The organism is Citrobacter sp. Cm046 (assembly GCF_030333065.1).
GTDB classification, from domain to species: domain Bacteria; phylum Pseudomonadota; class Gammaproteobacteria; order Enterobacterales; family Enterobacteriaceae; genus Citrobacter; species Citrobacter murliniae.
Genome location: NZ_JAOWGP010000037.1, coordinates 1 through 19,148 on the forward strand (window position 1 = coordinate 1; position 19,148 = coordinate 19,148).

Below are 19,148 nucleotides of genomic sequence, written 5' to 3' on the forward strand. Positions count from 1 at the left end.
CCCATCTGAGCGCCGACATTGCCCCACAGATTGACCCGAGGGTTAATCTGTCCTTCAACACCCACTTTGACTTCGCCAATGTTGCGGGCGCCAGCCTGGTTGATGTGGACATTATCCATGTTCACGTTATAACTGCGCGTATTATGCAACCAGTTGGCTTCAATGAACGGCTCGAAAGTACGGTCTTTGTTGTCATCCATCGCATGATGGCTCTTCAGGTACGTACGAAGGCCCAGACGGGTTTGTACGTTACCGTCGCCACCGCTGCTAACGCGGGTTCCATTGGCTTCACGATGGTTGTCTGCTTTCACACCCATCCAGGTGGCCTGGGCTTGTGGCTGGATAAACCATTCATTAAGCGTCCCTTTGCTGCCAGCAAACTCGCCCAGTTTCTGGGTGTAACCCGTCTCCAGCGAGGCCGTAAAGCCTTTAGACTTGTAGGATTCGCTGGCCAGTTGCTGCCCGTTAACCTGGTTGTTGAACCAGCTGTACTGGAGCCAGCTGTCCACATACAACCCTGCTTTATCCGCATCGCTGGCAAACCAGGTGCCGTAAGCGCCAACGCTGTAACCGTTTATCGAACCTTTTGAACCATAACCCGTGACGGAAGAACGGGTAGAACTGTGGTTATTACCGTAACCCGCCATCAGACCCAGGTGGCCTCTGTTCAGACCATCGGTTGACCACTGCGCAACATCGCCACCCAACTGTGCGACATAACTGTTGCTCTGTGTTTTCAACTGACCACTGCCATCACGCCAGTTATTATGACTACCGACCTGGCGTAGCCACAGACTGGTAACTTTCTTCTCACCAGTCAGAGCATCAACGTACTGCGTTTCCCCCAGACGGTCGTGCAGACGGGTGTTGAATAACGTGTTCGCAGCCGCAATGTTTGCAAGATAGCTACCTGCTTCAGGGCGGTTAACATGTGTTTCATCAGAGGGGTCAACCGGCGGTGTTACAGGATCAACGGGAGGGTCGACAGGGTCCACCGGCGGCTCTACGGGATCAACCGGTGGGATAGTGCTGACTAAATACCAGTCATTACCGTTTTTTATTAAATTATAGTCATAGGCTCCTGCAACAATACGTCCATATTGCGTGAAAACACCATTTGAGTTTCCTTTGACCGTTATTATTTCAATTCCATTTAGTGTCTGGGAGCCGGTACCACCAAGGTTGTTAACAATAACATTAGTATCCCCCTCACTATCACCATTAATCACCAGTTTATCGGTAAGCGAGCTATCATCAGATAGTTTTGAGTTAAAAATGATTACGCCGCCATCACCTTTGTAATTATTGTTAATGGTTAGTATTGTACCGACAGTACTTGCGTTTGAAAGATTAACTACGCCGGAATTTATCAAGGAGTTTAAATCTGAGTCCCCGAAGACTTTCCACTCTGAAGACGAATCAATGTTAAGGCTGTTAACATTATTCATTGAACCATAAATATATGATTTATTGAACAATAAAACATCAATCGCTGTATTTCCTGCTGCGGTTATATTACCTGTAGCTACGCTTCCATTAAAGTCCATATCAACAACAGAATTATCACTGGTAGTGAGTAATATATCATTACCGCTGTCAACTTTAGAATTATATACATGTATATGTGCAGTAGCGTCAGCACCTACCGCTATTGCGGGGCCATTTTCGGTCGCGATAGATGAATTGTTTAGTGTAACCTCATTATCGGCATAGGTACCATCATAACCCTTAGTCAGATAGAGGCCGATAGTGTTATTTTTAGTATTAATAGAACTACCATTTTCAAGTTGAACAATTCCACCTTTTGTGACAATACCATAATTGCCAGAAGAGATGATTTTAGAGTTATCAAATTGGGTATAACCACCAACAAGATAAGCCCCATTTCCTTGGGAAGTTATAGTGCTGTTTTTAACTATTGTTTTGGTATACCGGTGCTCTCTGTAGGAGAAGCATTCACTAATATCCCATGGGCCTGCGAACCATTTCCTGTAACTTCAACATTAATGGTTGTATTATCAATTAAATACAAACCGGCACCTCCGGGATTAAAGACCCCCCATGTATCTTTGACAGATATATTATCATTAATAATCATTTGGGCTTGTGTGGTTGCAGGGCCAAATACAGCACCAGAAACAACCAGGGCAATTAAATTTTTTTTGCTGTTCAATTTTTCCTCACTTCACCATTACTATTGATAAACACTATTCCAATGGGATTAAACACATCACAATTACATAAAACATATTGGAAATAAATTTAATTATTATTTAACCTGACCATTACTGTAGGGCAACCACATGAAATTATTGATAATATTTTAACATGCAGTTAGCATGAAATTTGTATGATAAAATTAAGGTGATTCCGAAAAATATATAGCTAGTCCGCCTCAGTGCCGCTGCCCTGATTCCACTATTGCACAGATTATCTCGAGCTTCGCCCAGCCATTGCGGCAATATTCGCGTAGTACAACTCTATTGCTCCAATAAATAGTCCACGGCAGGGTTTGATGAATAAAATCAGCCCTGGAATACAACCCATTTAACGCAACAAGCACGTCAAATGCCTGAGGCCATCACGGTCTGATTGCTTATACATTTTTTCTTTAGGTTTCAGGTTTTTGAGCTTTGTATCGGTAAGCATTGACGGTATCCAGTATCAATAAATACCGTCATGGGTGATAGGTTATGGCGGTAAAAACTGGGTTTTACCGTAACGGTAATTCGTTTAATACGTCATTTATACCGTCAAAAAAATGAGGTTTCCTGATGCGGTTAACAAAGGTTCACGAGAGGTGCTGGCGCTGTAATCCGCGCCAGCTCTGGTTTTAGATGAGGTTAACGAAGGCTATCAGGAGCATGTATTCAACTAGTGCTTCACAATATACATTGTACGGCTATAGGCCACATCTTCAGGGTTGGTAATGGGATACCCTTTCAACCATGGTTTAATTAAACGCCCGTTGGTGTACTGATAAATAGGCGCAATGGGAGCCTGCTCCATCAGGATTTTTTCTGCGGCGTTATAATCCGCATTACGTGCTTTTTCCGTGTTTTCCATCGTGGCCTGGGTCAACACTTTATCGTATGCAGGATTATTAAACCGGGAAATATTCCCGGAATGAGTCGATGTTAATAACGACAGGAACGTTGATGGTTCATTGTAATCACCTACCCAGGAGGCGCGGATCACATCGAAATTACCGGTATTACGGCTGTCGATATAGGTTTTCCATTCCTGGTTTTGCAACTTCACATCAACACCGAGATTTTTCTTCCACATAGAAGCAACGGCGATGGCGATCTTCTGATGGTTTTCCGAAGTATTGTACAGCAGCGTCAGTTTAAGCGGTTTCTGCGGCCCATAGCCCGCTGCACGTAACAACGTTTTCGCCTGAGCATTCAGCTCTTCCTGACTCATTTGCTCAAATGGAGAAGGCTCAGGTACAAAACCTGCAGTGACATCCGGCGTGAAATGCCAGGCTGGTTTTTCCCCGGTACCCAAGACTTTTTCCGCCATCAGACGGCGATCGATAGTCATACTGAGCGCCAGGCGCACTCGCGAATCTGCCGTCGGCCCTTTCTGCGTATTAAACGCATAATAATAAGTACCGAGCTGAGGTGGGGTGTAAACCTGCCCCGGAATATCCTTCAACAGTTTCTGATACATATTTTTCGGAAAGGATTCCGTAATATCAATATCACCGGCGAGATAACGCTTTGTTGCCGCAGATTCCTGATTAATTGGCAGGAACGTCACTTTTTGCAATACGGTTTTGGCGTTGTCCCAATAGTGTGTATTCGGCACAACCACCAGTTTTTCGTTAACGACACGATTCTGCAATACATAGGCCCCGTTGCCGATCAAATTACCCGGTTTTGTCCACTCTTTGCCGCTTTCAACATTGGCTTTTTGTACCGGGTAAAACGCAAAGTTCGCCGTCAGATTGGCAAACCAGGGCAGTGGTTTATCCAGTTGAACTTTTAATGTCCTGGCATCTACCGCGCTAACTCCCAGTTTATCGGGTGTGGCTTTGCCGTCGATAATCGCCTGTGCATTATTGATACCAGCCAAAGCTGCAAACCATGCAAACGGGGAAAGTGTTTTTGGATCAACCAGTCGCTGCCAGCTATAGACAAAATCCTGTGCCGTTACCAGCGTACCATCGGCCCATTTCGCGTTATCGCGTAGCGTAAATGTCCAGATGCGGTTATCGTTACTCTTCCACTGCGTGGCTACACCGGGAATGATTTCCCCTTTATCATTCTGGTTGACCAACCCTTCAAATAAATCGCGGATAACCTGAATTTCAGGCAGTCCTACAGCTTTCGCCGGATCCAGCGACGCAGGCTCATCCTTTATATGACGCACCAGTTCTTGTTTTTCTGCCAGTACCGTTCCGCTGGGAACATCCGCAGCATGCGATAAAGAAATGCTGCTAACCAACAGCGCACAACAGGTTACTGAAACAGAATGCCTCATAAAATACCCTCAGATCCGGCCATTAAGTGAATGTGTAATTATTTGTATCGCCAGCAGGAAATGCAATTAACTTCCGACAAGAAAGTGATATTACACCTGAAAAGATAAGTGTGTGAAAACGATTTGATTATCCAGACATTTTGCACAACACTGCGAGTAACAATTCATGCTTTCAGAGAAGACTATGACCGTTACCCGTCCTCGTGCCGAGCGCGGCGCATTTCCACCGGGAACCGAACATTACGGACGTTCACTGCTGGGCGCACCGTTAATCTGGTTTCCCGCCCCCGCGGCCGATCGCGAGAGTGGTCTGATTCTGGCGGGAACTCACGGTGATGAAAACTCTTCAGTGGTTACCCTTTCCTGCGCGTTGCGTACGCTTAACCCTTCGCTGCGCCGCCATCATATTGTGCTGGCGGTTAACCCTGACGGTTGCCAGCTTGGATTGCGCGCGAATGCTAATGGTGTGGATCTCAATCGTAATTTTCCGGCGGCAAACTGGAAAGCGGGAGAAACAGTATATCGCTGGAACAGTAGTGCAGAAGAACGCGATGTGGTGTTGTTAACCGGTGAACATCCGGGGTCTGAACCAGAAACTCAGGCACTGTGTCAGCTTATTCACCGCATTCATCCCGCCTGGGTGGTTTCTTTTCACGATCCGCTGGCCTGTATTGAAGATCCCAGACACAGCGAATTAGGCGAGTGGCTGGCGCAGACGTTTGAATTACCCCTGGTCACCAGCGTAGGTTATGAAACGCCCGGCTCTTTCGGCAGCTGGTGCGCCGATCTGAACTTACACTGCATTACCGCTGAGTTTCCGCCCATCTCTTCAGATGAGGCCAGCGAAAAATATCTGCTGGCGATGTCTAATCTGCTGCGTTGGCATCCTAGAGATGGAGCAGCCCGGTCGTAAAATGCAGGGCTGGCTCTGCGTCATCGGCCAGCCAGGTTGGGCCATCCAGATCGGCAAAGCTGACCTGCGGTGTTAGCGGCAATGCGGCATTAATGGCCCGGGAAGTACACAGCATGCATCCCAGCATCAGAGCAAATCCCTGTTCGCGCGCTTCGGCCGCCAGCGCCAGCGCTTCCGTCAGGCCGCCCGTTTTGTCCAGTTTGATGTTCACCATTTCATAACGCCCGTGCAATGCTTTCAGGCTACTGCGGGTGTGACAGCTTTCATCTGCGCAGATGGGCAACGGATGGATAAAATTCTCCAGTGCGGCATCATCCTGAGCAGGTAACGGCTGTTCCAGCATTGCGACGCCTAAATCTGCCAGCAATTGACAACGTGCTGCGAGCCCTTCGGCACGCCAGGATTCGTTGGCATCGACAATCAGCGTGGCGTCTGGAACTGCCGCACGGATAGCGACCATCCGCTCGCTGATTAGGCGGGCATCCAGTTTAACTTTCAGCAATTTCGCGCCATTCTCCCACAGAGCTGCTGCGCTTGCCGCCATCTGCTCTGGGGTACCGATCACCACGGTCTGGGCCGTCGTCACAACTGCATCCAGCTCAGTGCCAATAAATTCAGCCAGAGTTTGTCGCTGTTGCCGGGCACTCAAGTCCCATAAAGCACAGTCAATCGCATTACGCGCAGCCCCTGCAGGCAACAGTTTCTGTAAATCTTCGCGGGTCAGCCCGCTTTCCAGTTGCCGGGCAATACTCATAATTTGTGCCAGTACCGAAGCATCACTTTCGCCATAACGGGGATAAGGCGTACATTCCCCGATGCCTTTTACGCCATTTTCTTCCAGCTCAACCACCACGACGTGTGCTTCTGTTCTGCTGCCTCGGGCAATCACAAAGGGAGTGTGTAGCGGCCAGGCTTCCTCATATACCTTAACTGATCTCATTTATTTTCCTTATGTAATCCCGGAAGCGGATATCCGCAAATAGCGTTTGCCGTGTTAACTGTTGATGGCATAAACTAGCCACGACGTTAACTATATGTAAACAGGAAGATAACCATGTCACAAACCGTTCATTTCCAGGGCAACCCGGTTTCAGTCGCCGGCTCCATTCCTCAGGCTGGTAGCAAAGCTCAGGCTTTTACTCTTGTGGCTAAAGACCTGTCTGACGTTACGCTGGCCCAGTTCGCAGGCAAGCGCAAAGTGCTGAATATTTTCCCAAGCATCGATACCGGCGTTTGCGCGGCATCGGTACGTAAGTTTAACCAACTGGCGACAGAAATCGACAATACCGTCGTGCTGTGCATTTCAGCCGACCTGCCATTTGCCCACTCTCGTTTCTGCGGCGCGGAAGGTCTGAGCAACGTTATCACGCTGTCAACTCTGCGCAATGCTGAATTCCTGAAAAACTATGGTGTTGAAATCTCCGAAGGCCCGTTGAAAGGCCTGGCCGCACGTGCCGTGGTAGTTATTGATGAAAATGACAACATTATTTTCAGCCAACTGGTCAACGAAATTACCAACGAGCCAGACTACACTGCCGCACTGGACGTACTGAAAGCCTAAGTTCTTTTGAAGACACAACGTCTTCGCTGGCATAAAGCCAGTCAGTTGAAAAACTGGCTGGCTTTTTTGTTTATAGCCCCCAGATATTGCCGGAAGCTACAGACAAAAAAATCCGGAAACGAATGAACATTTCCGGATTCTTATACAACCATCTGTTCGGCCAACCGCCTGGCAGTCACCAACGATGATGTTGTTTTTTATATCTGCTGATTATTCAGCATCTGGTTCTTCGGTTTTGTACTTCGCCGCAGTCTCTTTGATAAGAGTCTGCAACTCACCGCGCTGGTACATCTCGATTAAAATGTCGCAACCGCCAACCAGTTCACCATCAACCCACAGCTGCGGGAAGGTTGGCCAGTTTGCGTATTTCGGCAACTCGGCGCGAATATCCGGATTTTGCAGAATATCGACATAAGCAAAGCGTTCACCACAGGCTGACAGCGCCTGCACGGCCTGTGCGGAGAAACCGCAGCTTGGCAGTTTTGGAGAACCTTTCATGTACAGGAGAATCGGGTTTTCAGCGATCTGGCGCTGGATTTTTTCGATAGTGGTGCTCATTATCTTGCTTCCTTAAACTTCTTTTACGGCAGTAGTCTGACATTGTAGCGGGTCAGGCTGGCAACGGAAAATAACATTTTCATTACGCCTTATTATTTTATCCCCTGTCGCTAAAAGTTGCATTCACAATCTCACTTATCCCCTTAAAGGGTGTGGATTTGATTATCTGTTCACCAGTTTTATCTTTATTTGCTGTTTTTTTTTGCGGTCGGTAACGAAACATAGTTTTAAACGAAAAAAGCTATTAAGTTTCCCGTTTCTATAGATTAGAATCATCAAGTTTTGTAAATCACACGCAGGCACGATAGACCTGCCTTACCAGAGGACTGCTCAGTGGCGCGGATAAACCGAATCTCGATCACGCTCTGTGCTTTACTTTTTACCACACTGCCTTTTACGCCCATGGCCCATGCTTCCAAGCAAGCCAGGACGACGCCTACTGTTTCGCACACCATCAAAACGGTAGATAAAAAGAAAAGCTCAACAGCCAGTCAAAAAACAACCAAAACCACTCAGAAGACGGCTAAAAAATCCACCAGCAAAACCAGCAGTAAAACCGCCTCAGTAAAAAAACGCACAACCACTCCAGCAAAATCGACTAAAATAGCAAATCGTCGGGGGAAAGCAGCCACAGCGCAAACCGCCGCCGTCACCTGGACTGAAAAATGCACCCCGCGTAAAGGTCATAAACCGCGCTGTGTGAAAGTGAAGTCGACAACCCCTGTAACGCTTGCTGAGACACATAAAGTTAAAGTGCAAAAAGCGACCAAAACCGCCATGTCCACCCTGATGAACCAAATCGGTAAACCTTACCGTTGGGGTGGCACATCACCAAGGACCGGTTTTGATTGCAGCGGTCTGGTCTATTACGCGTATAAAGATTTGGTGAAGTTTCGCATTCCGCGCACCGCCAATGAAATGTACCACCTGCGGGACGCAGCACCTATCGAACGTGGCGAACTGAAAAACGGCGATCTGGTCTTCTTCCGGACACAGGGCCGGGGTACCGCCGATCACGTCGGTGTCTACGTTGGCAACGGCAAATTTATCCAGTCGCCTCGTAGCGGTCAGGAAATTCAAATCACCTCGCTGAGCGAAGATTACTGGCAGCGCCACTATGTCGGCGCTCGACGCGTAATGACGCCTAAAACAATTCGCTAAAAACTTACCCTACAGCGTGTGCTGTAGGGTAAGTTCTTCTTTTGCATAACCTTTCAATTTGCTACCCTATCCTTACGCACAATGAGGTTATTGTGTGTACTCAATATAAATAATAAGGAGAGAAGCAATGTCGTTTGAATTACCTGCATTACCGTATGCCAAAGATGCTCTGGCACCGCACATTTCTGCTGAAACGCTGGAATACCACTATGGCAAACACCATCAAACCTACGTGACTAATCTGAATAATCTGATTAAAGGCACAGCGTTTGAAGGCAAGTCACTGGAAGAGATCGTACGTAGCTCTGAAGGCGGTGTATTTAATAACGCAGCTCAGGTATGGAACCACACGTTCTACTGGAACTGTCTGGCACCAAACGCTGGTGGCGAACCGACCGGAAAACTGGCCGAAGCCATTACTGCATCCTTTGGCAGCTTCGCAGACTTCAAAGCGCAATTCACCGATGCCGCAATTAAGAACTTCGGTTCCGGCTGGACCTGGCTGGTAAAAGGGACGGATGGCAAACTGGCTATCGTTTCCACCTCTAACGCAGGTACACCACTGACCACCGATGCGACACCTCTGATGACCGTTGACGTCTGGGAACACGCCTACTACATCGACTATCGCAATGCACGTCCTGGCTACCTGGAGCATTTCTGGGCGCTGGTAAACTGGGAGTTTGTTGCGAAAAACTTCGCAGCATAAAAATGACAACGCAGAAGGGATCCCCTTCTGCGTTTTAGTGTCAATTTGCAGTCGGGCACGCTTCCTGAGGCTGTTTTTTCGCTGAGATGAAGACCAGCAGCAAAGCCAGCCCCGCCACAATCGCCCCCATCACCGGCACAAAGCTATAACCTAACCCACCGGATATCACTGCGCCACCAGCCGCAGCCCCGAGGGCATTGCCCAGATTAAATGCCCCAATATTAACCGATGAAGATAATCCTGGCGCTTCGCTGGCAACGCGCATCACGCGCATCTGCAAAGGCGGGACTACCGCAAACGTCGCCGCGCCCCAGACCACCATACTGATAGCCGCTCCCAGCTCATTACGCGCCAGAAATGGAATTGCCAGCATAATGACCATCAGCAGTAATAAAAAGCCTTTCAGCGTGCCGTTGACCGACTTGTCTGCCAGCCGACCACCAAGATAATTACCAATAGAGAAACCAACGCCAATTAACACCAACATCCCGGTGACAAATGCTGGTGTGGCATGGGTAATACTGTGCAGAACGGGTGAGATATAGGTATAAAGCGTAAACATCGCACCTGCTCCCAATACGGTGGTCAGTAGCGCCGAGACAACCTGCGGACGCATCAGCACCGCAAGTTCTTTACGCACTTCAGGACGCTCTCCTGCCCCGCCTTTAGGTAACGAGAAGAACAGACTGATCATCGCAATCACGCCCAGACCCGCAGTTGCCAAGAATGACATTCGCCAGCCGATGGTCTCGCCCAGCCAGGTTGCCGCAGGGACACCGCCAATATTGGCGATCGTTAGGCCCATAAACATGGTAGCAACCGCGCTGGCCTGCTTGTGTTTTGGCACCACGCTCGCCGCCACAACAGAACCAAGGCCAAAAAAAGCGCCGTGATTAAGACTGGTCAAAATACGTGAAAGCATGAGAGTGGTGTAATCCGGTGCAATTGCCGAAAGCACATTACCCAGTGTAAATATCGCCATCAGAAAAATAAGCGCATTACGGCGCGCACGATGAGAAAGCAACAATGTCATCAACGGAGCACCCACCATCACGCCAACCGCATATGCGCTGATTAACATTCCGGCAGCAGGAATCGAGACATCCACACCCCGGGCAATGACGGGTAATAATCCCATAGGAGAAAATTCGGTCGTGCCAATACCGAACGCACCAATCGCCAGTGCCAGTAACGGATAATTTATTTTCATACTTCGACTCCATAACGTCGAGCCGTGGCACGACACGTAATAAGAGCCAAAAGCATGACATTGATCGCAAAAATAATAAAGTTAACAAATTTGCAAAAGACTTTTGCAAATTCGCAAATAATAGAACGGGAAAAACGTGCTGAAGGGATGAGGGAGATTGCTCTCCCTCGGAGTAAATCAATGCAGTGCTGCGGTCAAACCACTTGCTACAATCAGGCCCAGAACAATAATGGTGGTGACTAACGAAAATTTCAGATCGGTGCTCATCAAGTTTTCTCCTTTTTATTCCCACACAAAAAGTGATATTGCGCATTTTTGCATACTTGAACGCAAAAATCTCTCACGATTTATATTGATAAATGCTTTTAACTCTTCCCCTTTTCGTTAAGATCAGACAAAATTCCACGCTTACTTGATTAGCGTACCGGCCATTGACCCCTTCCTGACGTTCCGTGTCGTTTTCCCGGCGTGCCGCAACTCTGACGTTGCGTTAAGGGTGTGTAAAGGCAAACGTTTACCTGGAGTATTCTCAGGAGCTTAGGATATGGTCTGGAGTGAGATGTAATGGCAACAATTAAAGATGTAGCGAAGCGAGCAAACGTTTCCACTACAACCGTATCACATGTAATTAACAAGACGCGCTTTGTCGCGGAAGAAACGCGTAATGCAGTCTGGGCAGCCATTAAAGAGTTGCACTACTCTCCCAGCGCAGTTGCGCGCAGCCTGAAGGTGAATCACACCAAGTCGATCGGCTTGTTGGCGACCAGCAGCGAAGCCGCCTATTTCGCGGAAATTATCGAAGCCGTTGAGAAAAATTGTTTCCAGAAAGGCTACACGCTGATTCTGGGTAACGCATGGAATAGCCTCGAAAAGCAGCAGGCATATCTCTCAATGATGGCGCAAAAGCGCGTCGATGGCTTACTGGTAATGTGTTCTGAGTATCCGGAATCACTGCTTTCCATGCTCGAAGAGTATCGCCATATTCCGATGGTCGTCATGGACTGGGGCGAAGCGAAAGCCGACTTTACCGACACGGTCATTGATAACGCTTTCGAAGGCGGTTATATGGCGGGTCGATATCTGGTAGAACGCGGCCACCGCGAGATTGGCGTGATCCCAGGCCCTATGGAGCGCAACACCGGCGCCGGACGCCTGGCAGGATTTATGAAAGCGATGGAAGAAGCGCTGATTAAAGTACCTGAAAACTGGATCGTACAGGGCGATTTTGAACCAGAATCCGGATATCGCGCCATGCAGCAAATCCTCTCCCAGTCGCATCGTCCGACTGCCGTCTTCTGCGGTGGCGATATCATGGCGATGGGTGCTCTTTGCGCCGCTGACGAGATGGGTTTGCGTGTACCGCAGGATGTGTCGTTGATCGGTTATGACAACGTGCGCAACGCCCGCTTCTTCACGCCAGCGTTGACCACGATTCACCAGCCGAAAGATTCGTTAGGTGAGACTGCCTTCAATATGCTGTTAGACCGTATCGTAAACAAGCGCGAAGAGTCGCAATCTATTGAGGTCCACCCTCGACTGGTGGAGCGTCGCTCCGTTGCCGACGGCCCATTCCGCGATTACCGTCGTTAAACCTGTTATACGGGAGCCTGTTCCGGCTCCCGTAGCCACTCTTTATTCAGCGTTTCGCTATCTCCCAGGTAGTCCAGCAACCAGAGCAGTGCTGGCGACGTATCATTTTGCTGCCAGGTCAGACAACATGCGGCATCAGGAAAAGGGTTTTCCAGCTGCAAAGCAACCCACTTACCGCTATCGATCCACGGTTTAGCAAAATGTGTTGGCACCATGCCCACACATAGCCCAGCCGATAAACAGGTAGCAGAGGATTCCCAGTCCGGTACCACGACACGTTTTTGGTTATCCAGCAGCCATGTGATTCGTTTCGGTAGCGTGCGCGAAGTATCTTCACGAACCAACGACGGCCAGTTGCGCAACGTGTCATCGCTTAATGGCCCGGGAATCGAAGCCAACGGGTGATGGCTCGCCACCACGCAACTCCAGCTCAGCATTCCCATATCACGAAACGTGTAACGTCCCCCCACCGGAATCGCCTGCGTTGCACCGATCGCCAGTTCGACGCGACCATCCGATAGCGCATCCCAGACACCGTTAAACACTTCCTGAAAAACCAGCAGTTCCACATCATCGAAGTGACGATAGAAATCCACAATCATCTGCCGGGTGCGTTCCGGTCGCACAATATTATCGACTGCAATCGCGAGCTGCCCTCGCCAGCCGTTGGCGATTTGCTGACATTGCTGGCGAGTGATCTGCATTTTTTTGATAACAGACCGACCTTCTTTTAAAAACCACGCCCCTGCGGGTGTTAGTTCCACATCCCGATGACGTCGCTCGAAAAGCGGAACTGCAAGCCACTCCTCCAGTTGACGAACGGTGTAGCTTACCGCCGAAGGTACACGGTGCAACTCCTGCGCAGCCGAACTAAAGCTGCCGTTACGCGCAACCGCATCAACGACTTCAAGTGAATATTCCGACCACATAGTCTGCCTACAAAAATTTTGAAATCAGTAAACAAATATTAGCGTTTCACAGCGAGAATTTCACTCACTACACTCTGCGACACTGTTTTACTGCTTAAAAAGAGAAATGATGATGCAACCTGGAAAAGGGTTTTTAGTCTGGCTGGCCGGTCTTAGCGTGCTCGGCTTTCTGGCAACGGATATGTATTTGCCCGCCTTTGCTGCTATTCAGTCCGATCTGCAAACCCCTGCGTCTGCCGTCAGCGCCAGCCTTAGTTTGTTCTTAGCCGGTTTTGCCGTTGCGCAGCTTCTGTGGGGGCCACTCTCCGACCGCTATGGTCGTAAGCCAATTTTATTGCTGGGATTATCCATCTTCGCCCTGGGTAGTCTGGGGATGCTATGGGTTGAAAACGCCACCGGCTTGCTGGTGCTGCGCTTCGTCCAGGCCGTCGGCGTTTGTGCCGCATCAGTAATCTGGCAGGCGCTGGTTACCGATTACTATCCCTCGCAAAAAGTTAACCGTATCTTTGCCACCATTATGCCTCTGGTCGGCTTATCACCTGCCCTCGCGCCCTTATTAGGTAGCTGGATCCTGGTACATTTTTCCTGGCAGGCCATTTTTGCCACCCTGTTTGCGATTACCTTGATCCTGATGTTGCCTGCCCTGCGGTTAAAACCGACAGCAAATGCGCGTGACGATAGTCAGGACGCGTTGACGTTCGCGACGCTACTGCGTTCTAAAACATACCGTGGAAATGTACTGATTTATGCGGCATGTTCTGCGAGCTTTTTCGCATGGCTGACCGGCTCACCGTTTATCCTGAGCGAGATGGGCTATAGCCCGGCAGTAATTGGACTGAGCTATGTTCCACAAACTATCGCCTTCCTGATCGGCGGGTACGGTTGCCGCGCCGCACTGCAAAAATGGCAGGGTAGCCAGTTGCTGCCATGGCTACTGATCCTGTATGCAATCAGCGTTATTGCCACATGGGCAACCGGTTTTATTCACCACGTTGCACTGGCCGAAATCTTGATCCCATTCTGCGTCATGGCGATAGCGAACGGCGCGATCTATCCGATTGTCGTCGCTCAGGCACTACGTCCTTTCCCGCAGGCAACAGGACGCGCAGCGGCGATGCAGAACACGCTACAACTGGGTTTATGCTTCCTGGCAAGCCTTGTGGTGTCGTGGTTAATCAGTACTCCGTTGCTCACAACCACCAGCGTAATGCTGTCAACGGTGTTCCTGGCTGCGCTTGGATATAAAATGCAGTCGCAAAAAGAGAATGATTCCCTGGCGAATGAGGGCTCTCAGATTGCACATGGTGAGTCACATTAATAACCGTCATAAATTAATTAGCTGGCTAACAATTTTCGGTTGAATCACCAAATATTCAGGCCTATACTGATTTCCAGTTGTTAAAATTACGATAATTATTCTGTGTTAACGGGAACAAGGTTGTTCCCGTTTTTCCACGGATGGTCTTTTCGGCAAGGGGTTCTCCCTTCCTCTGTTCTACGTCGGATAATAGATTACGGATTAATTCCGTGAAATTTCTCACAAGACCAAAAAAGCGTCTACGCTGTTTTAAGGTTCTGATCACCGACCAGTGATGGAGAAGCTATGAGTTCATCGTGTATAGAAGACGTCAGCGTACCGGATGATAACTGGTACCGAATCACCAATGAATTACTAAGCCGTGCGGGCATTACGATTAATGGTGCTGCGCCAGCGGATATTCGCGTTAAAAACCCCGTTTTTTTCAAACGTGTCCTGCAGGAAGGGTCGCTGGGTTTAGGTGAAAGCTATATGGATGGTTGGTGGGAATGCGATCGTCTGGATATGTTTTTTACCAAAGTCTTACGCGCAGATCTGGAAAGCCAACTCCCCCGCCATTTCAAAGATACTCTCCGTATCGCAACGGCGCGTCTGTTTAATCTACAGACTAAAAAGCGCGCGTGGGTTGTCGGCAAAGAGCACTACGATCTTGGCAACGATCTCTTTACCCGCATGCTCGACCCCTATATGCAGTATTCCTGCGCCTACTGGAAAGATGCCGACACCCTGGAAGCTGCCCAGAAGGCGAAGCTCAGAATGATTAGCGAGAAACTGCAGTTGAAGCCAGGAATGCGCGTGCTCGATATTGGTTGCGGCTGGGGAGGCCTGTCCCAGTTTATGGCAGCACAATACGGCGTGAGTGTGGTGGGCGTGACGATTTCAGCGGAACAACAGAAACTGGCGCAGGCGCGCTGTGAAGGGTTGGACGTTACTATTTTACTCCAGGACTACCGCGACCTGAACGACCGCTTTGACCGCATTGTCTCCGTCGGTATGTTTGAGCATGTGGGGCCAAAAAACTACAACACCTACTTTGACGTGGTTGATCGCAATTTAAAGCCAGATGGTCTGTTTTTGCTGCACAGTATCGGTTCTAAGAAAACTGACAATAACGTTGACCCATGGATTAACAAATACATCTTCCCGAACGGTTGTTTACCATCGGTACGCCAGATTGCCAACGCCAGCGAGTCACATTTTGTGATGGAGGACTGGCACAATTTTGGTGCGGATTACGATACCACGTTGATGGCCTGGCATGAGCGTTTCATGGAGAGTTGGCCGGAGATTGCCGATAATTATACTGAGCGTTTTAAACGCATGTTCAGTTATTACCTCAACGCCTGTGCCGGTGCGTTTCGCGCACGTGATATTCAGCTTTGGCAGGTGGTTTTCTCTCGCGGTGTGGAACACGGCCTGCGCGTTCCGCGCTAGTTCTTTCGGCCCCCGTTCGCGACGGGGGCTTTTCATCATGACTCAGGCCCCAGCCTCACCGGTGATGTTGCTGATCGCGCCTTCTCGCGCGGCCAGTACGCGCTCAACGGTATCAACAACAGCCTGTGTTTGTGGGTCGATTTCAATGTTTACCCGCGCACCAAGCTTTTTCTTGCCAAGCGTAGTACGCTCCAGCGTTTCCGGGATCAGATGAACGCAGAAGCGCGTCGGCGTCACTTCGCCTACCGTCAGGCTGATGCCATCAATACCGATAAATCCTTTATACAGGATGTATTTCATCAGCGACGTATCCTGGACCTTGAACCATATCTGCCGATTATTCTCGGAGGTCAGAATTTTCGACACCTCCGCGGTGGTCATAATATGACCCGACATCAAATGTCCGCCGATCTCATCGCTGAATTTTGCTGCACGTTCGACGTTTACCAGGTCACCTACCCGCAGATCGCCAAGGTTGGTAATACGTAGTGTTTCTTTCATCAGGTCAAAGCTGATGCGGTTGCCATTAATTTCAGTCACTGTCAGACAGCAACCGTTATGTGCAACCGATGCGCCGGTCTCCAGCGCCTCCAGCATGTATTCAGGTAACTCCACTACATGCGTGCGAAAATTTGGTTTCTCATCAATAGACACCAGTTTTGCGGTGCCCTGCACAATACCCGTAAACATACCTGTAACTCCTGAACTCAATTAAGACATCTCTGCTGAGCACAATAGCAGGTGAAAAAACAGGTTGCCAGCAATGCACCGCCCCCACCTGTTTTTTCACTGGAGAATTATGCATTCCTCGCTACAATAGACTGCAATTTCCTCAGCATTTTCTCCTTGCTGCCATTTAAGGCGGCTTTTTTGTCTCTTAAATAACAACAATAGATACTCAAAATAATTCGAGTTGCAGGGAAGCGGTGAGTAAGGTCCGGGACATAAACCGCTGTGTGACCGGGGCAAACGAACGCAACCAACAAACCTGCAGCCTGGAGTATGAAGAGTAATAAGGTGTAAACGTGCAAAAGTATGTAATAGAAGCGCGTCAGTTATTAGCTCTGGCAATTCCGGTGATTCTTGCGCAAATCGCCCAAACCGCAATGGGATTCGTCGATACCGTCATGGCTGGAGGTTACAGCGCGACGGACATGGCGGCCGTTGCCATCGGGACCTCCATCTGGCTACCGGCCATTTTGTTTGGTCATGGACTGCTGCTGGCATTAACGCCAGTGATTGCGCAGCTCAATGGCTCTGGTCGCCGCGATCGCATTGCCCATCAGATACGCCAGGGATTCTGGCTTGCGGGCAGCGTATCCATTTTGATTATGGTAGTGCTGTGGAACGCGGGATACATTATCCGTTCCATGCATAACATCGATCCAGCGCTGGCAGATAAAGCTGTCGGTTACCTGCGTGCGCTGTTGTGGGGAGCACCGGGGTATCTGTTCTTCCAGGTTGCCCGTAACCAGTGCGAGGGGCTGGCCAAAACCAAACCGGCGATGGTAATGGGGTTTCTCGGCCTGCTGGTGAACATTCCGGTTAACTATGTTTTCATCTATGGACATTTGGGTATGCCGGAACTCGGCGGCGTTGGCTGCGGCGTAGCGACGGCGGCAGTGTACTGGGTGATGTTTATCGCCATGCTCTCTTATGTCAAACATGCACGATCAATGCGAGATATCCGTAATGTGCGTGGCTTCCAGAAACCAGACACCGCAGTAATGAAACGTCTGGTCCAGTTGGGTTTACCCATTGCGCTGGCGTTATTTTTTGAAGTCACACTGTTTGCCGTAGTCGCACTGTTGGTTTCCCCACTGGGAATTGTTGATGTCGCCGGACACCAAATCGCACTGAACTTTAGCTCGTTAATGTTCGTACTGCCGATGTCGCTGGCTGCCGCCGTTACGATCCGCGTCGGTTATCGTCTGGGCCAGGGCTCTACGCTGGATGCGCAAACCGCCGCCAGAACAGGCTTAGGGGTTGGCGTTTGCATGGCGATGATAACCGCAATCTTCACCGTCACATTGCGTGAGCAAATTGCCCTGCTTTACAACAATAACCCTGAAGTCGTGACGCTGGCCGCCCAGTTGATGTTACTGGCCGCCGTATATCAAATCTCAGACTCTATCCAGGTCATCGGCAGCGGCGTCTTACGTGGTTATAAAGATACACGTTCTATTTTCTTTATTACCCTGACGGCATACTGGCTGCTGGGTTTACCGAGTGGATATATTCTTGCGCTGACCGATCTGGTTGTCGATCGCATGGGGCCTGCAGGCTTCTGGATAGGCTTTATTATTGGCCTGACCTCCGCTGCAGTGTTGATGATGCTGCGGATGCGCTATCTGCAACGCCAGCCGTCATCCATTATTTTGCAACGCGCCGCCCGATAACACGCAAATAGCCACCGCCTGGTGGCTATTTTTTTTACCAGTTTCAGAATGGACTGGCATTACGGGCATTGATCAACTTTGCGCTAATGGGATGCACAAAATTCAATTCACTGGCATGTAGCATCAGCCGGGGCGTTCGTTCAGTACCGGGCAACAAGCGACCACCATACAGATCACAACCTAAAATAGGATGCCCCAACTGCTGGCAATGAATGCGCAACTGATGTGTGCGTCCGGTCTCCGGGCTGAGCTGCACCCGCGTCAATGGCAATAACGTCCCTTGCTCCACTTCGTGATAAAAGCGCTCGACAACCCGGTAATGCGAGCGCGCAGGCTTGCCGTTCACAGGGCAAATCGTCATCAGCGGAAACAGTGCTGGATCTTTGGCTATCGCCGCATCGATTACCCCTTCGTCATTATCCAGATGCCCGCAGAGTAAGGCGCTATACATTTTCGTCACCGTTCGCTGGCTGAATTGCTGACAAAGTGCGGCGTTGATAGCTTTATTCCGCGCAATGACCATTAGCCCGGATGTCCCGAAGTCAAGACGGTGGACCAAAGTGCAGCCGGGAAAAATCTGTACCAGCCGGTGATGCACTGAATCGAGATTTTGCGGATTTTTCCCGGAAAGGCTGAGTAACCCGGCGGGTTTGTTGATAAGCACCAGGTGTTCATCCTGATAGAGCGTCTCTATCTCATCATGGCACGGCGGGGCAATAAAGGTATCGAAAATAGTAGACATCAGGCTGCCCGGATGGAGTGTGGGCGCGGATCATAACGAATTTTCAGCCTGCTGGCGAATCCAGGTTAAATTTAATGGTTAGCAAAATATTAATATAGACTTTAACCGGAGACTAAACGCTATGGCTTACTATTCC

The 19,148-nt window shown here is 49.5% G+C and carries 18 protein-coding genes; 8 read left to right on the forward strand and 10 right to left on the reverse strand.

From position 1 onward, the window contains the following. The 3 genes from OGX98_RS08745 to mppA form a co-directional block, all read right to left on the reverse strand. A partial coding sequence (locus OGX98_RS08745) for an autotransporter outer membrane beta-barrel domain-containing protein (protein WP_353622277.1) occupies positions 1–1,547 on the reverse strand: 1,547 nt, incomplete at its 3' end. A gap of 368 nt (positions 1,548–1,915) precedes the next feature. Then, on the reverse strand, positions 1,916–2,173 hold the full coding sequence (locus OGX98_RS08750; RefSeq protein ID WP_286595126.1) for a hypothetical protein: 258 nt from the start codon (positions 2,171–2,173) through the stop codon (positions 1,916–1,918). Positions 2,174–2,874: 701 nt separating this feature from the next. Continuing rightward, positions 2,875–4,488: a murein tripeptide ABC transporter substrate-binding protein MppA gene (mppA, locus tag OGX98_RS08755; protein WP_286595127.1), complete on the reverse strand. Its 1,614-nt coding sequence runs from the start codon at positions 4,486–4,488 to the stop codon at positions 2,875–2,877. A gap of 184 nt (positions 4,489–4,672) precedes the next feature. On the opposite strand from mppA, the gene mpaA reads away from it, so the two are divergent. After that, the gene (gene mpaA / locus OGX98_RS08760; protein WP_045442451.1) at positions 4,673–5,401 is read left to right on the forward strand and encodes a murein tripeptide amidase MpaA; all 729 of its coding nucleotides are present in this window, start codon (positions 4,673–4,675) and stop codon (positions 5,399–5,401) included. Here mpaA and ycjG read toward each other — a convergent pair. Further along, positions 5,376–6,341, reverse strand: coding sequence for an L-Ala-D/L-Glu epimerase (ycjG, locus tag OGX98_RS08765; protein WP_045442448.1), 966 nt, complete (start codon positions 6,339–6,341; stop codon positions 5,376–5,378). The two genes, mpaA and ycjG, sit on opposite strands and share 26 nt — an antisense overlap. Positions 6,342–6,455: 114 nt before the next feature. Here ycjG and tpx point away from each other — a divergent pair, with 114 nt between their 5' ends. Beyond that, positions 6,456–6,962 (forward strand): thiol peroxidase, encoded by a 507-nt coding sequence (gene tpx / locus OGX98_RS08770; RefSeq protein WP_045442444.1) that lies wholly within the window; start codon positions 6,456–6,458, stop codon positions 6,960–6,962. Positions 6,963–7,172: 210 nt separating this feature from the next. Here the strand turns inward: tpx and grxD are convergent, their stop codons facing one another. Further along, positions 7,173–7,520: a monothiol glutaredoxin 4 gene (gene grxD, locus OGX98_RS08775; RefSeq protein WP_045442441.1), complete on the reverse strand. Its 348-nt coding sequence runs from the start codon at positions 7,518–7,520 to the stop codon at positions 7,173–7,175. A 333-nt stretch (positions 7,521–7,853) separates the two neighbouring features. Here grxD and OGX98_RS08780 point away from each other — a divergent pair, with 333 nt between their 5' ends. Both OGX98_RS08780 and sodB read left to right on the forward strand, forming a co-directional pair. Continuing rightward, entirely contained in the window at positions 7,854–8,681 is an 828-nt protein-coding gene (locus OGX98_RS08780) for a C40 family peptidase (protein WP_286595128.1), read from the forward strand. A 127-nt stretch (positions 8,682–8,808) separates the two neighbouring features. Then, positions 8,809–9,390 carry a superoxide dismutase [Fe] gene (gene sodB / locus OGX98_RS08785; RefSeq protein WP_005127188.1) on the forward strand — a complete coding sequence of 194 codons (582 nt, stop codon included), beginning with the start codon at positions 8,809–8,811 and terminating at the stop codon, positions 9,388–9,390. Positions 9,391–9,430: 40 nt separating this feature from the next. On the opposite strand, the gene OGX98_RS08790 is transcribed toward sodB, so the two are convergent. Together OGX98_RS08790 and cydH are read right to left on the reverse strand one after the other, a co-directional pair. Continuing rightward, positions 9,431–10,600 carry an MFS transporter gene (locus OGX98_RS08790; RefSeq protein WP_200011777.1) on the reverse strand — a complete coding sequence of 390 codons (1,170 nt, stop codon included), beginning with the start codon at positions 10,598–10,600 and terminating at the stop codon, positions 9,431–9,433. A 177-nt stretch (positions 10,601–10,777) separates the two neighbouring features. Then, positions 10,778–10,867 carry a cytochrome bd-I accessory subunit CydH gene (gene cydH, locus OGX98_RS08795; RefSeq protein WP_072036634.1) on the reverse strand — a complete coding sequence of 30 codons (90 nt, stop codon included), beginning with the start codon at positions 10,865–10,867 and terminating at the stop codon, positions 10,778–10,780. A 297-nt stretch (positions 10,868–11,164) separates the two neighbouring features. Here cydH and purR point away from each other — a divergent pair, with 297 nt between their 5' ends. Then, positions 11,165–12,190 carry an HTH-type transcriptional repressor PurR gene (purR, locus tag OGX98_RS08800; RefSeq protein ID WP_003832757.1) on the forward strand — a complete coding sequence of 342 codons (1,026 nt, stop codon included), beginning with the start codon at positions 11,165–11,167 and terminating at the stop codon, positions 12,188–12,190. A gap of 5 nt (positions 12,191–12,195) precedes the next feature. Here purR and punR read toward each other — a convergent pair whose 3' ends face one another. Continuing rightward, a complete protein-coding gene (gene punR / locus OGX98_RS08805) occupies positions 12,196–13,119 on the reverse strand; it encodes a DNA-binding transcriptional activator PunR (protein ID WP_045442431.1) in 924 nt (307 codons plus the stop codon). A 112-nt stretch (positions 13,120–13,231) separates the two neighbouring features. Between punR and punC the strand changes: the two genes are divergently transcribed. Next, positions 13,232–14,437 carry a purine nucleoside transporter PunC gene (gene punC, locus OGX98_RS08810; protein WP_048221526.1) on the forward strand — a complete coding sequence of 402 codons (1,206 nt, stop codon included), beginning with the start codon at positions 13,232–13,234 and terminating at the stop codon, positions 14,435–14,437. Between the two features lie 285 nt (positions 14,438–14,722). Beyond that, positions 14,723–15,871 (forward strand): cyclopropane fatty acyl phospholipid synthase, encoded by a 1,149-nt coding sequence (gene cfa / locus OGX98_RS08815; RefSeq protein ID WP_286595130.1) that lies wholly within the window; start codon positions 14,723–14,725, stop codon positions 15,869–15,871. Between the two features lie 42 nt (positions 15,872–15,913). Here cfa and OGX98_RS08820 read toward each other — a convergent pair whose 3' ends face one another. Then, positions 15,914–16,561, reverse strand: coding sequence for a riboflavin synthase subunit alpha (locus OGX98_RS08820; RefSeq protein ID WP_200011775.1), 648 nt, complete (start codon positions 16,559–16,561; stop codon positions 15,914–15,916). Between the two features lie 335 nt (positions 16,562–16,896). Between OGX98_RS08820 and mdtK the strand changes: the two genes are divergently transcribed. Then, a complete protein-coding gene (gene mdtK, locus OGX98_RS08825; protein WP_045442423.1) occupies positions 16,897–18,270 on the forward strand; it encodes an MdtK family multidrug efflux MATE transporter in 1,374 nt (457 codons plus the stop codon). A gap of 43 nt (positions 18,271–18,313) precedes the next feature. Here mdtK and OGX98_RS08830 read toward each other — a convergent pair whose 3' ends face one another. Further along, positions 18,314–19,012, reverse strand: a complete 699-nt coding sequence (locus tag OGX98_RS08830) for an RluA family pseudouridine synthase (protein WP_045442422.1) — start codon at positions 19,010–19,012, stop codon at positions 18,314–18,316. Positions 19,013–19,148 lie beyond the last annotated feature (136 nt).

Excerpts from the sequence above, each read along its gene's own strand:
- mppA (WP_286595127.1), bottom strand. The coding sequence starts at position 4,488 with ATGAGGCATTCTGTTTCAGTAACCTGTTGTGCGCTGTTGGTTAGCAGC.
- mpaA (WP_045442451.1), top strand. The coding sequence starts at position 4,673 with ATGACCGTTACCCGTCCTCGTGCCGAGCGCGGCGCATTTCCACCGGGA.
- ycjG (WP_045442448.1), bottom strand. The coding sequence starts at position 6,341 with ATGAGATCAGTTAAGGTATATGAGGAAGCCTGGCCGCTACACACTCCC.
- tpx (WP_045442444.1), top strand. The coding sequence starts at position 6,456 with ATGTCACAAACCGTTCATTTCCAGGGCAACCCGGTTTCAGTCGCCGGC.
- grxD (WP_045442441.1), bottom strand. The coding sequence starts at position 7,520 with ATGAGCACCACTATCGAAAAAATCCAGCGCCAGATCGCTGAAAACCCG.
- sodB (WP_005127188.1), top strand. The coding sequence starts at position 8,809 with ATGTCGTTTGAATTACCTGCATTACCGTATGCCAAAGATGCTCTGGCA.
- OGX98_RS08790 (WP_200011777.1), bottom strand. The coding sequence starts at position 10,600 with ATGAAAATAAATTATCCGTTACTGGCACTGGCGATTGGTGCGTTCGGT.
- cydH (WP_072036634.1), bottom strand. The coding sequence starts at position 10,867 with ATGAGCACCGATCTGAAATTTTCGTTAGTCACCACCATTATTGTTCTG.
- purR (WP_003832757.1), top strand. The coding sequence starts at position 11,165 with ATGGCAACAATTAAAGATGTAGCGAAGCGAGCAAACGTTTCCACTACA.
- punR (WP_045442431.1), bottom strand. The coding sequence starts at position 13,119 with ATGTGGTCGGAATATTCACTTGAAGTCGTTGATGCGGTTGCGCGTAAC.
- punC (WP_048221526.1), top strand. The coding sequence starts at position 13,232 with ATGCAACCTGGAAAAGGGTTTTTAGTCTGGCTGGCCGGTCTTAGCGTG.
- cfa (WP_286595130.1), top strand. The coding sequence starts at position 14,723 with ATGAGTTCATCGTGTATAGAAGACGTCAGCGTACCGGATGATAACTGG.
- OGX98_RS08820 (WP_200011775.1), bottom strand. The coding sequence starts at position 16,561 with ATGTTTACGGGTATTGTGCAGGGCACCGCAAAACTGGTGTCTATTGAT.
- OGX98_RS08830 (WP_045442422.1), bottom strand. The coding sequence starts at position 19,012 with ATGTCTACTATTTTCGATACCTTTATTGCCCCGCCGTGCCATGATGAG.